Genomic DNA, 17,698 nt, shown 5'->3' on the forward strand with positions numbered 1-17,698 from the left:
CTACGGTTTTCTGAACCGGCGTTGGCCGGTAGCCCACCCCACTGCTATAACTACTCCCCAACGTCACGCGGCCTGTTGCCGTCGCGGCGATGAGGGAGTGTGTGCGTGTCGGTACGCGACGAGATCGGCCCGGCAAAGACCGCCTTTGTGTTTGCGGGCGGCGGCAGCTTCGGGGCCATCCAGGTGGGCATGTTGCATTCGCTCGCCGCCCACGGCGTCGCCGCGGACATGGTGGTCGGCTGCAGCGTTGGCGCCCTGAACGGCGCATTCTATGCCGGCGATCCCACGCTCGATGGCGTACAGCGCCTCGCTTCCATCTGGCGCGGATTGCAACGGCACGACGTCTTTCCGATGAGCTGGCGGACGGTGCTGAGCTTCCTGTGGCACCGCGATTTCCTGATCTCCCATGACGGCATCCGCAAGCTGATCGAGGATCACATCCCCTATCGCAATCTGGAGGAGGCGAAGCTGCCGGTGCATATCGTCACCACCGACATCGTCTCCGGCGACAGCGTCGTGCTGTCGGAAGGCTCCACGGCGGAGGCGATCGTTGCGTCCACCGCGATCCCGGGCGCGTTCTCGCCGATCCGCTACAAGGACTATTATCTCGCCGACGGCGCGATCTCCAGCAACACGCCGATACAGGTCGCCGTGAAGAAGGGCGCCAGGCGCCTGATCATTCTGCCGACCGGGCACGCCTGCGCGAACCAGGCGCCGCCGGTCGGGGCGGTCGCCAACGCGATGCACGCGCTCACGCTCCTGATAGCGCGGCAACTGGTCAGTGAGCTCGAAATGCTTGGGCCCGATATCGAGTATTTCGTGGTGCCGCCGCTGTGCCCGCTGGTGGGTTCACCCTACGATTTTTCGCGAACCGCCGATCATATCGACCGCGCCATTCTCTCTACCGACGCCTGGCTGGCCCAGCACGGCCTGCAGCAGGGCAAGATTCCGCACGAGATGCGGCTGCACAGCCACTGAATGGCGGGCGTCGGGCGTTACGCTGCACTGCAAAAAGGCAAAAAGCGACGGCTTTGTTTCAACCCCGTGAAGCCGCCAGGCATTTTTCCAGGCCGACGTCACTTCCGTGAGCATCGCTCTGTATATCGTATAGCGCTCGTTCCGGCGGTTGGACTAAGCTGGCGACACGACAATCCGGCTGAGGGATTCCATGGAAACGCTGCTGCTTCCGTTCTCGCCACGCTACATCGTGCTGACGATCTGCGCTGTCGTCACCGCCTTGCTGATCGGCATCGGGATTTTCGACCATAATCTGAAGGTGTGGGAATTCCTGCTGATCCCGATCGTGATTTTCGGCGCCCTCACATTTCTCGGCATTCGTGATCTCCTGCAAAAGAACCACGCGGTTTTGCGCAACTATCCGATCTCGGCGCATATTCGTTTCCTGCTCGAGGAAATTCGCCCGGAGATGCGCCAATACTTCTTCGAGAGCGAGAAGGACGGCATGCCGTTCTCCCGCGACACCCGCGCGCTGGTCTATCAGCGTGCCAAGATGCAGCTCGACAAGCGGCCGTTCGGCACCCAGGAAGACGTCTATCGCGAGGGTTACGAATGGATGCATCATTCGGTGGCGCCGAAGGCTCGCAGCGGCGCGGAATTCCGCGTCACCGTCGGAGGCCCCGATTGCACCAGGCCGTATGCGGCATCGGTCTTCAACATCTCGGCGATGAGTTTTGGCGCGCTCAGCCCCAACTCCGTGCGCGCGCTGAATACCGGCGCGAGGAAGGGCGGCTTCGCGCATGATACCGGCGAGGGCGGTGTCAGTCCCTATCATCGCGAAAACGGCGGCGACCTCATCTGGGAGATCGGCTCCGGCTATTTCGGCTGCCGCAACCGCGATGGTTCGTTCAACCCGGAAGAATTCGCCCGCGTCGCGGCCGACGAGCAGATCAAGATGGTCGAACTCAAGATCAGCCAGGGCGCCAAGCCCGGCCATGGCGGCGTGCTGCCAGCTGCCAAGGTATCGGAGGAGATCTCCAAGATCCGGGGCGTCGCGATGGGCGAGGATTGCATTTCGCCGGCCACCCACCGCGCGTTTTCGACGCCGCTGCAGATGATGGCGTTCATCGGCGAGATGCGCAGGCTGTCGGGTGGCAAGCCGACCGGGTTCAAGATGTGTATCGGCCACCCCTGGGAGTTCCTGGCGATCTGCAAGGCGATGCTGGAGACCGGGATTTATCCCGACTTCATCGTCGTCGACGGCAATGAGGGCGGCACCGGCGCGGCGCCGCTGGAGTTTATGGATCATCTGGGCATGCCGATGCGCGAGGGCGTCAGTTTCGTCCACAACGCGTTGATCGGCATCAACGCGCGCGACCGCGTCAAGATCGGCGCCGCCGGCAAGATCGCGACCGCCTTCGACATGGCCCGCGCCATGGCAATTGGCGCCGACTGGTGCAATTCCGCGCGCGGCTTCATGTTCGCGCTCGGCTGCATCCAGTCCTTGAGCTGCCACACCGATCGCTGTCCGACCGGTGTGACCACGCAGGATCCCACCCGCGCCCGCGCGCTGGTGGTGCCGCTCAAGACCGAACGGGTCTACATGTACCATCATGCTACCCTGCACGCGCTGTCCGAGCTTCTCGCCGCCGCCGGCCTCGATCATCCGCAGCAGTTGCGGCCGATCCACTTCTCGAAACGAACGTCGAGCACCGAGGTGATGTCATTCGCGAAACTCTACCCGCAGCTGCGTCCGGGAGAGTTGATCGAAGGCACCCAGGATCCGCGCTTCCACGATGCCTGGGCGATGGCACGCGCGGATTCGTTCCAGCCAGTGGGATAAAAATCTTGGCGGTTTCCCCACGCTCTCTTGAATCTTGCCGGGATGGCTTTCTGGTAAGGTTTCCGTGGCGCAGTTGTCCTGGCGCATTGGAACCCGCAAGAAAGCGATAATGCTCACCTTCGAACTCGGGATCGTCACGATCCTGATTGTCATCAACGGCCTGCTTTCCATGTCGGAACTGGCCATCGTGTCGTCGCGGCCGGCAAGGCTTGCGGCGCTGGCTGAACGAAACGTCAAAGGCTCTCGCCGCGCGCTGGCGCTGGCATCCGACCCCGGAAAATTTCTCTCCACCGTGCAGATCGGCATCACGCTGATCGGCGTGCTGTCGGGCGCGATTTCCGGCGCCACGCTCGGCTCGCGGCTGAGTAACTTATTGATCGAGGCCGGATGGTCACGGGGCGTAGCCGATACCGTCGGCGTCGGCGTCGTGGTGACCGTGATTACTTACGCCTCGCTCATTATCGGCGAGCTGGTGCCGAAGCAGATTGCCTTGCGCGACCCGGAATCGGTAGCGGTGCGGGTGGCACCCTACATGATGCTGCTTGCGAAGATCTCATTGCCTGCCGTCTGGCTTCTCGACCGGTCCGGCAAGGCACTGTTGTGGCTGCTCGGTCACCGCGGTGCCGCCGGCGAGAAAGTCAGCGAGGATGAAATCCGCACCCTGGTCGTCGAAGCCGAGAATGCCGGCGTGCTCGAACCCGGTGAAAAGGAAATGATCGCGGGCGTCATGCGCCTCGGCGATCTTCCCGTCGGCGCCGTCATGACGCCGCGTCGCGAGGTGAGCATGATCAACCTGACCGACACCTTGCAAACGATCCGATCTACGCTCGCTGCCAGCAGCCATTCCCGGTTTGTGGTGTTCGATCAGGCCGGCGATGCCGCGGTCGGAATCGTCAATGCCAAGGACATGCTGGACTGCTATCTGTCGGGGCAGATGCTTGACATCAGCAAGCTGGTGCGACCGGCGCCGGTCATTCCGGAATTTCTCGATGCGAGGGACGTCGTTGCGATCCTGCGGGATTCCCCCGTTCATATGGGGCTGGTCCATGACGAGTATGGCGTGTTGCAGGGCGTGGTGACCAGCGCAGACATCCTGGAATCGATCGTCGGCGGTTTTCATACCGAGGAGGGGCCGCCGGAAGCGGCGGCCATCCGACGCGACGACGGTTCGTACTTGATTTCAGGCTGGATGCCCGCCGTCGAGTTTGCTTCGCTGCTCCGGTTCGAGTTGCCGGTATCCCATGACTACGAGACGGTTGCCGGCTTCCTGCTCAGCCATTTCGGCCGGATACCTGACGTCGGCGACCATATCGAGGTGGATGGTTGGCGCTTCGAGATCGTCGATCTCGATGGCCGACGCATCGACAAGCTGCTGGCCGCCAGGACCGGCGAGGCTTCTCCCGGCGGTGAAGCGTGATGCGGGACTGGCTTGAGCTTCCTGCCCCAAGCGGGTTGCTCGCAGTTGAGCAGAAGGGCCCAGACTAAAACTCGCCGTGGAAACGGCCGGAGAAGATGTGGACCGGGCCGCGATCGGCGTTGTAGGCGGGGTTGGTGATCAGCTGGTAATCGGCGGTGAGCGTGAAGTTCTTGTCGATGGCGTAGGCGTAGTAGGTCTCGAGGATTCGTTCGTTGCTGTAGTTGAGACGGCCGTCGCCGATCAGCAGGCCGAGACCGCCGGCCGCCAGGAAATCGCGGTGCCCGCCGGAAAGTCCGTTGATTGCGCCGCCCAAACCGAATGTATCGCTCGGCCGTCCCCAATAGCTGCCCTTGACCGACAGGCCTGCCGAGACGCTGCGATCAATGTCGGTAAAGGACAGGATTTGGTTCCGGCCGTCGTTCCAACTCGCGCGGGCGAACAGGCCGACGTCCGTCATGAGCTGTTGCTCCGCGTTGACGTAGAATCCGTATTTGAGATTTTGGCGCTGGATGTCTGTCATGACGTTGTTGATGTCGAGCGCCGGGTCTGCGGCGCTGATCGCCAGCGCGTTGCGGTAGTTGCCGGTATTGCCGCGATTGGCGAAGATGCCGAGCCGCAGTTTGCCGGGCTGGTCGAACACGGTGTGACGTTCTTCGAATTCGACAACAGCTCCGCCGGTCTTGAAGGTGAGGACATCGCTGTTGGGAGCCGAGGGCACCTGAAACAGGCCGGCGCGCACAGCCCAATCCTTGCGGTTGAGTTCGACGACGGCGCCGCGGGTAAATCCGGGGAGGTCTGCCGGAAAGTCATAGGCCGCGGACGCCCACATTGCCCAGTTCATGAAGTCCACGCGTGGATCTTTTGCGTAGGAATTGCCGTCAAAGAAATCGCCGACCGCAAATCGTCCGACACTTACCGTGACCCGGTCGATGTCGCGTTTGCCCGGCAACTGATTGGCCGCATCGGCCACTTCTTCCTGTTCGCCTCCCAGCCCGAACGTCTGCCGGAACAAATAGCGCTGTGCGCGGAATCTCGGATACTCGGCACCGCCTTTTTGCGCTTCGCCGTTTGAAAAACCTCCCAAGCCTAATGTGCCGCCGATTCCGAACCCCTGCGCAAGCTCCGGACCAAAATAGAGCTCTCCGCCGTCCCATAATCGCCATCCGAGAAAGGCTCCGACCGTCCAGGTTTCTCGCACGCGCCCGGCGCCGGGCAGGCTGTTCGTACCTTGATAAGGCGAGCGGAAGCTCGGATAGCCCTGCGATATGAAGGTGGTCTGGGCGTGGACGTTCCAGTCCTTGGACGCGGGAGGGGTGGGTGGCCTGATGGCGTAATCGCTTGATGTCGCGGAACCCGGCCCGTCCCAGATCTTGTAGTTCAATCCGACCTTGACGGTGTGGATCTTCGGATCGACTGCGACGTCCGGCAGCGGTACGTCCGCAAGCCCGTAGGTTCGGGCACCCAGGTCGATGTAGCCGTATTCGAGTTTTGCGCTCCATTTGGCGTCGGCGGCATATTCGACGCCAGCGCCTGCGGTCCAGCCGAGAGGGGCATGCCCGCGCTCGGATAACACGCTGCCGTCGGCATCATTGACGTCGACGCGGGTCCGGGCCCAGGCGACGCCGCCGGTCAGATAGGGCAGCAGCGTTCCGAATGCGTATCCGACACGGCCCCGGACCGTGGCAATGTAGTCGAAGCTGGTGTTGAAGGGGGCCGGCACAAGCCGCGGACGATCAAGCGTGCTCAGGAACGAAACATCGACCTCTGCGCCCAATACCAGATTGTTCGGGAGCTGAAAATTATAGCCGGCCTGATAGCCGCCGATCAGGCCCGTGATGCTGTGGGGAAAGAACACGCCTTGCAGCGGGAGGGGATTGGTATCGGGTCCAAAGCTGCCGCCGCCATAGCCGACGTGGCCGCCGATGTAGAAGCCGCTCCAGTCGAACGCCGGCCGCAGATAGGGGGCGGCCTTGATGGGCAGGTCGGCCGCAATGGCCGGACTGCCGAGCGCCAGCGCGCCGAATGCGGCGCCGGCCAGCACATATTCCAGGGATCGGCGGTTGCGGTTCACGGAGCGGACATTCCCGGCATGAGGCATGCTGTCGTTGCCTGTCATCACTGCAGATTCGAATGCCAGCCGCCACCCAACAATTGAAGTCATCAACCCCGCCGCCCCTAGTCGGCTTCCCTGCGGTTCCGCCGGTCAGCGCCAGATCGGGATCATTCCGCCATTTTACCTTAAACTTTTATTGCAAGTAATTTGCAGTAGCAAGAATGGAGCCGACTGCAGCGGTCGCTTAGCACCGGTATGTGACGTGGTTGCAAAACATCATCGCAGCTGCCGTTCGGACAGATCGCTGACCGGTGTTCGGAGACATCGCTGACACATCGCGATGGGCCGGCTCTGGCGGGCGGCCTGCATCTCCAAAAAAGTTGACCCGCCCGGGGGGACAGCCGGGCGGGTCGTGTTCGGCACGGGGTGGATGAGGCGCCCGTGCCGGACGCAAATCCACGAGAAGCGTTTTTAGTTGAGGTGGCTTGCTTGAAGAATTCGCTTCCCAAACAGAGACCAAGTCAGCCGAAAGAAATTAGTAGGAGCAGGTACGGACGCGGCCGATGTAATTGCCGAAAGCGTCGAACTGGCGAACCCAGCCGCAGCGGCGATAGCCGTCGTAGTAGTAGCCGGGGCCTGAAGCGGCGATCGCGGTGCCGACGATGGCTGCGCCAACGAGGCCGGCTCCGACACCCCAGTGCAGCGGCTTGGCCTGAGCCTGGGTGGAAGCCATGCCGGTAACGGCAAGGGTGGCGAGAGCGAGAGCGGCGAACTTGGTCTTGATCGACATGGAAGTCTCCATCCTGTGTTGAGCGGCCATTGTGGTCCGCATGCCCAGTTGGACGGAGGCACCTCGAAAGCGGTTCGAGGCGAGGGTTGGAAATATGGTTTCGTCGTTTATTTCTCCGGTATTTCAGATGGTTACGGGGATAGATCCCGGGCTTCATGGTTTACGAAGAAACAATTCCGGATCGAATTTGTCGACGTCGTCGAGCAATTCACAGAACGCGCGCGCGCCGTGATCGAGCAGTTGTTCGCCCTTCTCGGCGGAGGCTTTGGTGGCGTCGCCGACCGCGCCGCTTTCATGCAGATCCTGCGTCTGCCACGCGAAGGGCACCGGCCGATGTGCGGAGAGCCAGCGAAATTTCTGCTCCATCGCGATGCTGGCGGGATGAAAATCGGCGATCGCTTCGCTCCGCACGGTGTGCGGATAGCGCGCCAGCATGATCGAAGTCTCGACCGCACCGCCATGAATGCCGTGACGGATTTCTTCCGCGGAAAACAATCCATCCGGCGCGCCGAAGCGCGACCAGCTCGTGGTCACCGCGAGAAGCCCGTGATGCGCGCGCAGATCCTGCGCCACCAGCGACATCGCCGCGCTGTTGCCGCCATGGCTCGTCACGATCACCAGCTTGCGGATGCCGGACCGTGCGACGCTCTCGCCGATCGCCATCCACTCCTTCAATGCGACATCGGTCGGCAGCGTCAGCGTGCCCGGATAATCGATATGCTCGGTGGAAATGCCGACCGGCTGCAGCGGCAGAAAGGTGACGGGAAGTGCTACAGGCAACAACTCGCGCACCCGCGCCAGATAGGCCTCGCCGATCAGGACGTCGGTTTCCAGCGGCAGATGCGGGCCGTGCTGCTCGGTCGCCGCCAATGGCAGCACCGCAATCCAGCGCGCGGCGTCGGCGCTGGCGATTTCGGGCCAGCGGATCTCGGTCCAGTCGCGGGGCGGAACAGTTGAAGCCATCGAGCGAAGCGTTTCTTTGGATGAATTTGCAGGGTAGTTTGCTAGATATTCCGGGAATTGATCCTATTCCTGGATAAACCTGTGGGACGATATCCACGTCCATTGCCTCCCATCATGGGCCAGAACGATCGACGGAGTCCAACCATGAACCCGGCCTTTTTGACGCGAGCGTTAACCGCGGGTCTTCTGGCGCTGGCTGCGGCGCTGATGCCGGCGCGCGCGCAGACCCTCGACAAGGTGTCGTTTGGAACCAACTGGGTGGCGGAGGCCGAGCATGGCGGCTTCTTCCAGGCGGTTGCCGACGGCACCTACAAGAAATACGGCCTCGACGTCACTATCGTGCCGGGAGGACCCAACACCAACAACCGTATCCTGCTGACCGCCGGCAAGCTCGATTTCTTCATGACCGCCAACACGCTGCAATCGTTCGACGCGGTCACCAACAAGGTACCGGTGGTCGCGGTCGCTGCGATCTTCCAGAAGGATCCGCAGGTTTTCCTGACCCATCCGGAAACCAAATTCACCAAGCTCGAAGATCTCAAGCCGCTCACGCTATTCGTGTCCAAGGAAGGCGTCGCGAGCTACTTCCAGTGGCTGAAGTCCGAATACGGATTCAGCGAGAGCAAGGTGAAACCCTACACCTTCAATTCGCAGCCCTTCATCGTCAACAAGCAGAGCGCGATGCAAGGCTACGTCACTTCCGAACCCTACGCCGTCGAGAAGGCGGCGGGCTTCAAGCCCGGCGTGATCCTGCTCGCCGATCACGGCTTCAACGCCTATTCGACGCTGATCGAGACCCGCCGCGAGATCATCGACAAGAAACCCGACCTCGTGCAGCGCTTCGTCGATGCCTCCGCCATCGGCTGGTACAATTATCTCTACGGCGACAATTCGGCCGGCAATGCCATGATCAAGCAGATGAACCCGGAAATGACCGACGAGCTGCTCAGCTACTCCGCCGCCAAGATGAAGGAATACGGCATCGTCGATTCCGGCGATACCTTGCGCGACGGCATCGGCGCCATGAGCGACGCGCGGGTGGCGAGCTTCTTCGACAAGATGGTGCGGGCCGGCGTGGTTCGCCGCGATATCGATTACCGCCAGGCCTATACGTTGCGCTTCGTCAACAAGGGCGTCGGTGTCGATCTGCGGCCGAAGAACTGAGGCGAGATGGCCGACCCCGCTGTGTCCGAGACGGATTTCGATGCGGCGGGCCTTGCGGTGCGTCTGCGCGCCGTTACCAAGATCTATGATAATCGCGTGACCGCGCTCGGGCCGCTCGATCTCGATGTCGCAAAGGGCGAGTTCGTCTCGTTGCTCGGACCCTCCGGCTGCGGAAAGTCGACCGCGCTCCGGCTGATCGCGGGGCTCAGCGCACCGAGTGCGGGCACGGTGAACGTATCCCATCACGCAAACAAAAAGGATGGGCGGCATCCCATCGGTTTTGTGTTTCAGGAACCCACCCTGATGCCGTGGGCAAGCGTGCGCGAAAACGTTCGCCTGCCGCTGAAACTTTCGCATGCGCCGGCGACTGATGCCGACAGCCGCATCGAGGACGCGTTGGCGCAGGTCGGCCTATCCGAATTTGCCGATGCGTACCCCCGTGAATTGTCCGGCGGTATGAAGATGCGGGTCTCGCTGGCGCGCGCGCTCGTCACCGACCCGGATATTCTCTTGCTGGACGAGCCGTTCGCGGCGCTCGATGAGATCACGCGCTTTCGGCTCAACAACGATCTGCTTGATCTGTGGCGCAAGCTGCACAAGACCGTCGTCTTCGTCACCCATTCGGTGTTCGAGTCGGTCTACCTGTCGCAGCGGGTGACCGTGATGACGGCGCGGCCGGGCCGCATCAGCAGGGAATTTCGTATCGAAACGCGGGAGCCGCGCGGGGAGGAGTTTCGCACCTCGGCCGAATATGCCGGCTATTGCCGCGAGGTCTCCAGCGCGCTCGCGCCCTCCTATTCGGGGCAGCGCAGCGCATGAGCTCCTTCCAGAATATCGGGCGGATGCTGCTGCCAGTCGTTGTGCTGGCGGCGGGCCTGGGCTTCTGGGAACTCGTGGTGCGCGTCAACGACATCCAGCCTTACGTGCTGCCGAGCCCTTATGTCGTGTTTCAGACGCTCGTCGGCGACTGGCCGGTACTGTCGGAATCGCTCGGTGTCACCCTGCTCACCACGCTGGAAGGCTTTATCGCCGCGGCCGTCGGCGGTATTGCGCTGGCGCTGCTGTTCAATCAGTCGAAATGGCTGGAATATTCGCTGTTTCCCTATGCGGTGGTCCTGCAGGTCACGCCGGTGATCGCAATTGCGCCGTTATTGCTGATCTATCTGCCGCAGCAGACCGCGGTCATCGTCTGTGCCTGGATCGTCGGTTTCTTTCCGGTCCTGTCCAACACCACGCTTGGGCTGAATTCGGTGGACCGCAATCTGGCCGGGCTGTTTCAGCTCTATGGCGCGTCAAAGCTGCAGACGCTGCGATACCTGAAATTGCCGGCCGCGCTGCCGTATATTCTCGGCGGCCTGCGGATCGCGGGCGGCCTGTCGCTGATCGGCGCCGTGGTCGCCGAAATCGCGGCGGGTACCGCGGGCGCCGGCTCCGGGCTGGCGTTCCGGATCGCCGAGTCCGGCTATCGCCTCAACATTCCCCGAATGTTCGCGGCGTTGCTGTTGCTGTCGGTGGCCGGGATTGTCATCTATGGGCTGCTGGCGCTAGTTTCGCATCTGGTACTACGGCGCTGGCATGAGAGCGCGCTTGGAAAGGAAAATTGATGGCTGCCGCGAATATTTCGTCCGAAAAGATCGACCTCCTGATCTATGGGCCGATCAGGCCGATCCTCGAAAACGGCTTTTCGGACCAGTTCGTCCTGCATATGGCGGAGAGCCGCGCCGACCTCGAACGCTTGACGCCCGAAACGATAGCGAAAATCCGCGGCATGGCGGTGACCTATCACATGGTGCCGGCCGACGCGAAGGCGCTGTCGCAGTTTCCAAAACTCGAAATGGTCGCGAGTTTCGGCGTCGGCTACGACCACGTCGATTCCGCCTATGCGCGCGAGCACAATATCGTCGTCACCAACACGCCCGACGTGCTGACCGAAGAAGTCGCCGACGTCGCAATGGGGCTTCTGATTTCGACCTTGCGCGAGTTCGTCAAGGCCGACCGCTACCTGCGCTCCGGGTTGTGGCAGGCGCAGAACTATCCCCTCAGCGTCGGTTCGCTGCGCGATCGCAAGATCGGGATCGTCGGCATGGGCCGCATCGGGCAGGCGATCGGACGCCGGTTAGAGGCCTCGCTTGTGCCGGTGTCCTATCACTCGCGCAACCCGTCCTCGGCCGTCTCCTACAAGCACTATCCTGACTTGATGGAAATGGCGAAAGCAGTGGACACGCTGATCGTCATCGTGCCCGGCGGCGCCTCTACCGCCAAGATGATCAATGCCGACGTGCTGAAGGCGCTCGGTCCGCGCGGCGTTTTGATCAACGTCGCGCGCGGCTCCGTCGTCGACGAGCCGGCGCTGGTCGCGGCGCTGAAATCCGGCACCATCCTGGCGGCGGGGCTCGACGTCTTTGCCAACGAGCCGAACGTTCCGGACGACCTGAAGGCCATGCAAAATGTCGTTCTGTTGCCACATATCGGCTCAGCTTCGGTGGTAACGCGCAATGCCATGGATCAGCTTGTCGTCGACAATCTGAAAAACTGGTTTGCCGGCAAGGCGCCGTTGACGCCTGTTCCGGAAACCCCGGTGAAGGGGCGCTGATGTTGCGCAGGCGTTCGGGCATTACGGCGGCAGCGCTGACGGCGCTGCTGGCGCTTGCGCCGCCGGTCGCGGCGCAGGATGCCTCGACGCTGAAGAAGGACATGATCGGGCAGTGGGAGCTGGCCACCACCGAGCGCAGCAAGACGTGTGTCGTCACGCTGAAGAGCGATACGACGCCGCAGGGGCTGAAGCTCGAGCTTGAGCCCAGCTGTGCCAAGGCGTTGCCGTTCACCAAGGACATCACGGCCTGGAATATCAAGGGGCTGGACATCGTGCGGCTGCAGGATGCGGCGGGCCAGCCGGTGATCGACCTCACCGAGGTCGAGAGCGGCATCTTCGAAGGCCTGCGGACCGGTGAGGGCGTCTACATCCTGCAGAACCTCGCCGCCGCCCGCTCGCTCGCCAAATCGATGGACCAGATGATCGGCGACTGGTCGATGGTTCGCGGCAATGGCCAGACCATCTGCGGCCTGACGCTGACCAATACCGAGGCGACGGGCGATAATTTCCAGGTGTTTTTGAAGCCGAAATGCGATCCCACAGTCGCAGCTTTCGCGCCGAACCAGTGGCGGCTCGATCACGGCCGGATGCTGCTGCTGTCGGCCAAGGGCGACACCTGGCAGTTCGAGGCCGATGACAATGCGCAGTGGCGGCGGGTGCCTGACGCGGCCGATCCCCTGATCATGATCCGGGGGCAATAGGCCCCCGGGGAACCCGCGCCTTGGGTTCGAAATATTTCCAGAACCCCTGTCGATCCGGCATCATCCCGTTCGTCGTCTTCCATAGCGAGCCAGTTTGTGGCGATTCCCGCCGCGGCTCGCCTCAACGGGAGTCTTTCGATGCGCTTCATGTATATCGTTACCTCGCCGCAGCCCGACCAAGGCCCGACGCCTGCGCTGATGGAGGCGATGGGCAAGCTGGCCGACCGCGAGATCAAGGCCGGCCGCATGCTCGATACCGGCGGCCTGATGCCGATTGCCATGGCCGGCGCACAGGTCAGGATAACGAACAGCAAGCTCGGTGTGATCGATGGGCCCTTTGTCGAGACCAAGGAGCTGATCGGCGGCTACGCGATCTTCGAACTCCGGGACATGGAAGAGGCTGTCGCCGCCGCGAAGGAGTTCATGCAGTTGCACCTCGAGCACATGCCGGGCTGGGAAGGCACCTGCGAAGTTCGCGTGCTGGCGACACCGGGCGTGGATGGCGCCTGCGAGGTCGGCATAAGCGCCCACGCATGATCTGGACGTTCGTCAGGCGCAGTCGGCGGCGATGACGGCCGCCGACATCAATCGCACCATTCTGGCGGTCTGGCGCATCGAGCAGCCGCGCCTGATCACCGGCCTGTCCCGGATGTTGCGCGATGTGACGCTGGCGGAAGACCTGACGCAGGAAGCCCTGCTCGCGGCGCTCGAACATTGGCCAACTACCGGCGTGCCGGAACGGCCCGGCGCGTGGCTGATGGCGTCAGCCAAACGCCGCGCGCTCGACGACCTGCGCCGCCGCCGCATGCTCGCCCTCAAGCACGAAATGCTGATACGCGATCTGGAGCAGGAGCAGCAGGCGATGCCCGATCCGGACGCCGGCCTGGACGACGATATCGGCGATGAATTGCTGCGGCTGATCTTCACCGCCTGCCATCCGCGCCTGTCACGTGAGGCGCGCGCTGCTCTCGCACTCCGGATGATCTGCGGCCTGACCACGGAAGAGATCGCGCGCGCCTTCCTGCAGCCGGAGGCGACCATTGCCCAGCGCATCGTGCGCGCGAAGCGGACGCTGTCGGAATCCGGGCTCGCCTACGAAACGCCGCGTGGCGAGGAACTCTCCGAACGGCTGGCCTCGGTGCTGGAGGTCGTCTACCTCATCTTCAACGAAGGCTACACCGCCGCCCGCGGCGACGAGTGGCTGCGGCCGCAGCTTTGCAACGATGCGCTGCGCATGGGCCGGGTGCTGACACTGGTCGCGCCGCGGGAAGCCGAAGCCCATGGCCTGCTCGCGCTGATGGAACTGAACGCCTCGCGCACCGCGGCGCGCACGGATGCGGCCGGCGATCCGATTCTCCTGATGGACCAGAACCGCGCGCGATGGGACCGGCTTCAGATCCGCCGCGGGTTATCGGCACTGGCGCGGGCGTACGAACTCGGCGGCGGAGGCGGTTTCTACGTGCTGCAGGCGGCGATCGTCGCCTGTCACGCCAGAGCTGCCACACCTGGCGAAACGGACTGGCTACGCATCGCAAAGCTCTATGCCGAACTATCGGGCCTGGTGCGTTCGCCGATTATCGAGCTCAACCGCGCGGTGGCAGTGAGTATGAGCGAGGGGCCGGCGGCGGCGCTCGTGATCGTCGACGGACTGGCGGGCGAGCCGGCACTGAAGAACTATCACCTCTTGCCAAGCGTTCGCGGAGATCTCCTTTTCAGGCTCGACCGCTTCGCGGAAGCGCGCGCAGCGTTCGAGATCGCAGCCACGCTCGCAGCCAACAAGCGCGAACGTGAGTTGTTGAAACGTCGCGCTATCGACGCGGCCGATGCGGCAAATCGATCGTTGATTTCTGAATGAGCGGCGCACCCGGCGCACGTTGGGATTGCTGTTTCCGCTGCAAGAACCCGTGTTTTTTCGATTCGTAGAACTACGGAATCCAAAGCATTCGTTCCGAACACTGTGATTAACCATTGGCGATTATCGTCACGCCAACAATTACGCATTCGCCCTCGTGCTGCATTTTTTCAAGCGGCCATTGGCACCATCATTCGAGGACGCGGCATGTCGGGATTCTTCCCTCGTCGATCAACCTTGCTCGCAACGGCCATTGTTGCGGCCGGTCTTGGTGCGATCGGCTTTGCCAGCATCAGCCTCGGCGCGGTTATCGTCGGTGAGACCCGCCGCATCGATCTCGGTCAGAAGGCCGCGCCCGGAATGGATGCGATGAAGACGCAGTACAAGCGGCCGGCAACGATCCCGTTCCCGAAGGAAAATCCCTACACGCCGGAGAAGGCTGCGCTCGGCAAGCAGCTCTATTTCGATACGCGGCTCTCGGTCTCCATGGCGCAGTCCTGCGCGAGTTGTCATAGCCCGGGCTTCGGCTGGGGCGACGGTCTGGCGGTGGGCGTCGGCCACGGCATGGCAAAACTCGGCCGGCACTCGCCGACCATCGTCAACGCTGCATGGGGTGAGATATTCATGTGGGACGGCCGGCTGGCTACCCTCGAAGAGCAGGCGCTCGGTCCGATCCAGGCCCCGGGCGAGATGAACATGCCGCTCGAGCAGTTGATGTCGCGGCTGACATCCATCGCCGAATACAAGCCGCTGTTCGCTGCGGCGTTTCCGGGCGAAGGGATGAGTGCCAAGACGCTCGCCAAGGCCATTGCGACCTATGAACGGACTGTGGTCTCCGAGCGTGCGCCGTTCGATGCCTGGATCGAAGGAAATGAAAAGGCGATTTCCGAGGAAGCCAAGCGCGGCTTCGCCGTCTTCAACGGCAAGGGGCTCTGTTCCGCCTGCCATGAGGGCTGGAACTTCACCAATGACGGCTTCCAGGACATCGGGCTGCCGAGCAAGGATATCGGCCGTGGCGAATTCGTGCCGGGCGTGATCAAGATGCAGCACGCTTTCAAGACGCCTGGCTTGCGCGAAATTGAACGCCGAAGCCCCTATATGCACGATGGATCGCTCGCCACGCTGGAAGCGGTGGTCGAACATTATGATCACGGCGGAGTCGACCGGCCGAGCCGTTCCGACCTGATGAAGCCGCTCGGCCTCACCGCCCAGGAAAAATCCGATCTGGTTACCTTCATGAAAACCCTGACCAGCAACCTCAGTCCGACCGCGGTGCCGGTCCTCCCCCGCTGATCTCAGCCTTAACCGATCCAAGGATATCCCATGCACAAGACCATTCTGTTCGCTCTCGTCATTCTCTCCGGCCTGTCCGCTGGCGCGCTCGCCGCCAACCAGGTGATCCATCAGCAGGGCCGGGTATTCTCCTCCGAGAGCGTCACCATCAAGAAGGGTGGCGCGCTGACCTTTGTGAACGACGACAGCATTCCTCACAACGTCATGTCGGCCACCAAGGGCAGCGAATTCAATCTCGGCTCGCAGGCGCCCGGCATGTCGACGGATGTGACCTTCAAGGAAACGGGCGACGTGCAGGTGATCTGCGCCATCCATCCGCGGATGAAGATGATGGTGAAGGTTACGGACTAGTCGCGCCCAAGGCTGCGCCGGAGATTTGTGATGTCGATTCGCTACAAGATTTTCGGCGCCTTCAGCGTTGTCGTCCTGCTTGCCTGTGGGCTCGCATTTTACGGCATTCGAGGTATCTCCACGGCGGGCGATCAGGTGGTGCGCCTCTATGACGGTCCCCTGATGGGGATCAATCACGCGCGCTCAGCGCATGCGGGCTTGAACGAGGCGCGTCTCGTCATGCAGCGCAGCCTGACCGACGGGGCCACGCGCGAAGCAGTCGCCCGGTTTGAAAAGCTGGTTCGCAACATCTCCGAAGATCTCAGCGTGGTCCGGGACAGGGTCCAGAGTGCGAACGTGAAGACCGCCCGGGAGAAGGCTGAAGCCAGCCTCCGCGGCTGGTCGGACGCTGGACTGAAGATCCTCAAGCCGGTGCCGGGCGGCCTGACCGAGATCCCCACGACCTTCTTGCTGACGCGGCAGGGCGACGAGGCCGTCGCGGCGCTCGACGATCTCGTGGAACTGGTGGCGGCCTATGGCTTCGACTACCGGACCGAGGCGGAAGCATCGGTCGCGGCAGCACGCACGGCCATGCTCAGTATCGCCATCGGGACCGCACTCGTCGGAATCATTATCGCAATGGCCTTTGCCTATTCACTCAGCAAGCCGATCTCCGCTGCGGTGCGGGTTGCAGAACGCGTGGCGGCCGGCAATTTCACCGACGATATTGCAGTCCGGCGGCGTGACGAACTGGGCCGGCTTCTGAAGTCGCTTGCCGTCATGCAGGCGAGCCTGAAGGCCCGCGCCGATCAGGATCTCGCGCTGATGTCCTCAAAGGACGTGACCCATGCGCAACAGGTCACCCGGCGGCAGCGCATCGAGGCCGAGATAGAAGCCTTCCGATCCACCTTCACCGCCGCTCTCGCCAACACCGACCGGATGACGGGCGAATTGAAGAACACTGCGCAAACCCTTTCCTCAATCGCGCACGCCGCCGGCAAGCAATCCGTCGAAACGGCTTCCACCGCAGGCCAAACCTCGGCCAACGTTCAGACCGTGGCAACCGCTGCAAGCCAGCTCGGCGCTTCCGTGCAGGCGATCAAGACGCAGGTCAATGACGCTACGACGATCGTGCAGCGCGCCTCCGGCATGGCCGGGACGGCGAACGAAACGATTCGGGCCCTTGCCAGCTCCGCGCAGCATATCGATGAGGTCGTGGGCTTCATCCGCAATATTGCCGGCCAGACCAATCTGCTGGCGCTCAACGCCACGATCGAAGCCGCGCGTGCGGGCGAGGCCGGCCGGGGATTTGCCGTGGTCGCGTCGGAAGTGAAAGCGCTCGCCACCCAGACCGCGAAGGCGACCGAAGACATTTCCTCGCAGATCGCCGAGGTGCAATCGGCGACCAAGCAGGCGGTCGACAATGTCGGCGCGATTGCTTCGATCATGGATGAAATCGATCGCTTCACCGCGGCGATTGCCGACGCCGTCAGCCAGCAGAACGCCGCGGCGAACGAAATATCGAGGAGTATCGGACACGCCGCCGCCGGAACGGAAAGCGTCGCCCGGAGCATTGCGGGAACGGCCACCGCGACCGAGAACACCAACCGTTCCGCCGACCTCGTACTGGCGACCGCGCGAGACCTGTCGGATCAAGCCGCCGACCTGCGCGCGTCCGTCGATCGTTTCCTCTCGAACGTGGCGGCGTGACGCCACTCGTGTCCCGGACGCGGCGCGGCATG

Annotated in this window: 16 protein-coding genes; 13 read left to right on the forward strand and 3 right to left on the reverse strand. The window is 62.7% G+C overall.

Annotation, left to right across the window (positions count from 1 at the left end):
* The first annotated feature begins 105 nt into the window (after positions 1-105).
* The 3 genes from KIP88_RS16545 to KIP88_RS16555 all read left to right on the forward strand — a co-directional run bounded on the left by KIP88_RS16545 (position 106) and on the right by KIP88_RS16555 (position 4,217).
* Positions 106-978, forward strand: a complete 873-nt coding sequence (locus tag KIP88_RS16545; protein WP_214488988.1) for a patatin-like phospholipase family protein — start codon at positions 106-108, stop codon at positions 976-978.
* Positions 979-1,168: 190 nt separating this feature from the next.
* Positions 1,169-2,800: an FMN-binding glutamate synthase family protein gene (locus KIP88_RS16550; RefSeq protein WP_214488989.1), complete on the forward strand. Its 1,632-nt coding sequence runs from the start codon at positions 1,169-1,171 to the stop codon at positions 2,798-2,800.
* 109 nt (positions 2,801-2,909) lie between these two features.
* The gene (locus tag KIP88_RS16555) at positions 2,910-4,217 is read left to right on the forward strand and encodes a hemolysin family protein (RefSeq protein ID WP_214488990.1); all 1,308 of its coding nucleotides are present in this window, start codon (positions 2,910-2,912) and stop codon (positions 4,215-4,217) included.
* A gap of 64 nt (positions 4,218-4,281) precedes the next feature.
* Here KIP88_RS16555 and KIP88_RS16560 read toward each other — a convergent pair whose 3' ends face one another.
* The 3 genes from KIP88_RS16560 to KIP88_RS16570 form a co-directional block, all read right to left on the reverse strand.
* Positions 4,282-6,315 carry a carbohydrate porin gene (locus KIP88_RS16560; protein WP_214489101.1) on the reverse strand — a complete coding sequence of 678 codons (2,034 nt, stop codon included), beginning with the start codon at positions 6,313-6,315 and terminating at the stop codon, positions 4,282-4,284.
* A gap of 490 nt (positions 6,316-6,805) precedes the next feature.
* Positions 6,806-7,060, reverse strand: coding sequence for a hypothetical protein (locus KIP88_RS16565; RefSeq protein WP_214488991.1), 255 nt, complete (start codon positions 7,058-7,060; stop codon positions 6,806-6,808).
* A 153-nt stretch (positions 7,061-7,213) separates the two neighbouring features.
* The gene (locus KIP88_RS16570) at positions 7,214-8,023 is read right to left on the reverse strand and encodes a creatininase family protein (RefSeq protein WP_214488992.1); all 810 of its coding nucleotides are present in this window, start codon (positions 8,021-8,023) and stop codon (positions 7,214-7,216) included.
* A gap of 144 nt (positions 8,024-8,167) precedes the next feature.
* Here KIP88_RS16570 and KIP88_RS16575 point away from each other — a divergent pair, with 144 nt between their 5' ends.
* The 10 genes from KIP88_RS16575 (at position 8,168) to KIP88_RS16620 (ending at position 17,666) form a co-directional block, all read left to right on the forward strand.
* Positions 8,168-9,187, forward strand: coding sequence for an ABC transporter substrate-binding protein (locus KIP88_RS16575; RefSeq protein ID WP_214488993.1), 1,020 nt, complete (start codon positions 8,168-8,170; stop codon positions 9,185-9,187).
* 6 nt (positions 9,188-9,193) lie between these two features.
* Complete coding sequence (locus tag KIP88_RS16580; protein WP_214488994.1) at positions 9,194-10,006, forward strand: ABC transporter ATP-binding protein; 813 nt, start codon at positions 9,194-9,196, stop codon at positions 10,004-10,006.
* The gene (locus tag KIP88_RS16585) at positions 10,003-10,791 is read left to right on the forward strand and encodes an ABC transporter permease (protein WP_214488995.1); all 789 of its coding nucleotides are present in this window, start codon (positions 10,003-10,005) and stop codon (positions 10,789-10,791) included. Before KIP88_RS16580 ends, KIP88_RS16585 begins: the two co-directional genes overlap by 4 nt.
* Entirely contained in the window at positions 10,791-11,780 is a 990-nt protein-coding gene (locus KIP88_RS16590) for a 2-hydroxyacid dehydrogenase (RefSeq protein ID WP_214488996.1), read from the forward strand. Before KIP88_RS16585 ends, KIP88_RS16590 begins: the two co-directional genes overlap by 1 nt.
* Entirely contained in the window at positions 11,780-12,481 is a 702-nt protein-coding gene (locus KIP88_RS16595; protein ID WP_214488997.1) for an AprI/Inh family metalloprotease inhibitor, read from the forward strand. The genes KIP88_RS16590 and KIP88_RS16595 overlap by 1 nt, the downstream gene beginning before the upstream one ends.
* A gap of 138 nt (positions 12,482-12,619) precedes the next feature.
* Complete coding sequence (locus tag KIP88_RS16600; protein WP_214488998.1) at positions 12,620-13,018, forward strand: YciI family protein; 399 nt, start codon at positions 12,620-12,622, stop codon at positions 13,016-13,018.
* A 31-nt stretch (positions 13,019-13,049) separates the two neighbouring features.
* On the forward strand, positions 13,050-14,336 hold the full coding sequence (locus tag KIP88_RS16605) for an RNA polymerase sigma factor (protein ID WP_214488999.1): 1,287 nt from the start codon (positions 13,050-13,052) through the stop codon (positions 14,334-14,336).
* A gap of 204 nt (positions 14,337-14,540) precedes the next feature.
* The gene (locus KIP88_RS16610; protein WP_214489000.1) at positions 14,541-15,626 is read left to right on the forward strand and encodes a cytochrome-c peroxidase; all 1,086 of its coding nucleotides are present in this window, start codon (positions 14,541-14,543) and stop codon (positions 15,624-15,626) included.
* 30 nt (positions 15,627-15,656) lie between these two features.
* Positions 15,657-15,977 (forward strand): plastocyanin/azurin family copper-binding protein, encoded by a 321-nt coding sequence (locus KIP88_RS16615; protein WP_214489001.1) that lies wholly within the window; start codon positions 15,657-15,659, stop codon positions 15,975-15,977.
* 30 nt (positions 15,978-16,007) lie between these two features.
* Positions 16,008-17,666 (forward strand): methyl-accepting chemotaxis protein, encoded by a 1,659-nt coding sequence (locus KIP88_RS16620; protein WP_214489002.1) that lies wholly within the window; start codon positions 16,008-16,010, stop codon positions 17,664-17,666.
* Positions 17,667-17,698 lie beyond the last annotated feature (32 nt).

Source organism: Bradyrhizobium sp. SRL28 (assembly GCF_018596315.1).
Classification (GTDB): Bacteria; Pseudomonadota; Alphaproteobacteria; order Rhizobiales; family Xanthobacteraceae; genus Bradyrhizobium.

What these genes read in the sequence shown, in the direction of transcription:
- KIP88_RS16550 (WP_214488989.1), top strand. Translation starts at nt 1,169, where the DNA reads ATGGAAACGCTGCTGCTTCCGTTCTCGCCACGCTACATCGTGCTGACG.
- KIP88_RS16555 (WP_214488990.1), top strand. Translation starts at nt 2,910, where the DNA reads ATGCTCACCTTCGAACTCGGGATCGTCACGATCCTGATTGTCATCAAC.
- KIP88_RS16560 (WP_214489101.1), bottom strand. Translation starts at nt 6,315, where the DNA reads ATGCCTCATGCCGGGAATGTCCGCTCCGTGAACCGCAACCGCCGATCC.
- KIP88_RS16565 (WP_214488991.1), bottom strand. Translation starts at nt 7,060, where the DNA reads ATGTCGATCAAGACCAAGTTCGCCGCTCTCGCTCTCGCCACCCTTGCC.
- KIP88_RS16570 (WP_214488992.1), bottom strand. Translation starts at nt 8,023, where the DNA reads ATGGCTTCAACTGTTCCGCCCCGCGACTGGACCGAGATCCGCTGGCCC.
- KIP88_RS16575 (WP_214488993.1), top strand. Translation starts at nt 8,168, where the DNA reads ATGAACCCGGCCTTTTTGACGCGAGCGTTAACCGCGGGTCTTCTGGCG.
- KIP88_RS16580 (WP_214488994.1), top strand. Translation starts at nt 9,194, where the DNA reads ATGGCCGACCCCGCTGTGTCCGAGACGGATTTCGATGCGGCGGGCCTT.
- KIP88_RS16585 (WP_214488995.1), top strand. Translation starts at nt 10,003, where the DNA reads ATGAGCTCCTTCCAGAATATCGGGCGGATGCTGCTGCCAGTCGTTGTG.
- KIP88_RS16590 (WP_214488996.1), top strand. Translation starts at nt 10,791, where the DNA reads ATGGCTGCCGCGAATATTTCGTCCGAAAAGATCGACCTCCTGATCTAT.
- KIP88_RS16595 (WP_214488997.1), top strand. Translation starts at nt 11,780, where the DNA reads ATGTTGCGCAGGCGTTCGGGCATTACGGCGGCAGCGCTGACGGCGCTG.
- KIP88_RS16600 (WP_214488998.1), top strand. Translation starts at nt 12,620, where the DNA reads ATGCGCTTCATGTATATCGTTACCTCGCCGCAGCCCGACCAAGGCCCG.
- KIP88_RS16605 (WP_214488999.1), top strand. Translation starts at nt 13,050, where the DNA reads ATGACGGCCGCCGACATCAATCGCACCATTCTGGCGGTCTGGCGCATC.
- KIP88_RS16610 (WP_214489000.1), top strand. Translation starts at nt 14,541, where the DNA reads ATGTCGGGATTCTTCCCTCGTCGATCAACCTTGCTCGCAACGGCCATT.
- KIP88_RS16615 (WP_214489001.1), top strand. Translation starts at nt 15,657, where the DNA reads ATGCACAAGACCATTCTGTTCGCTCTCGTCATTCTCTCCGGCCTGTCC.
- KIP88_RS16620 (WP_214489002.1), top strand. Translation starts at nt 16,008, where the DNA reads ATGTCGATTCGCTACAAGATTTTCGGCGCCTTCAGCGTTGTCGTCCTG.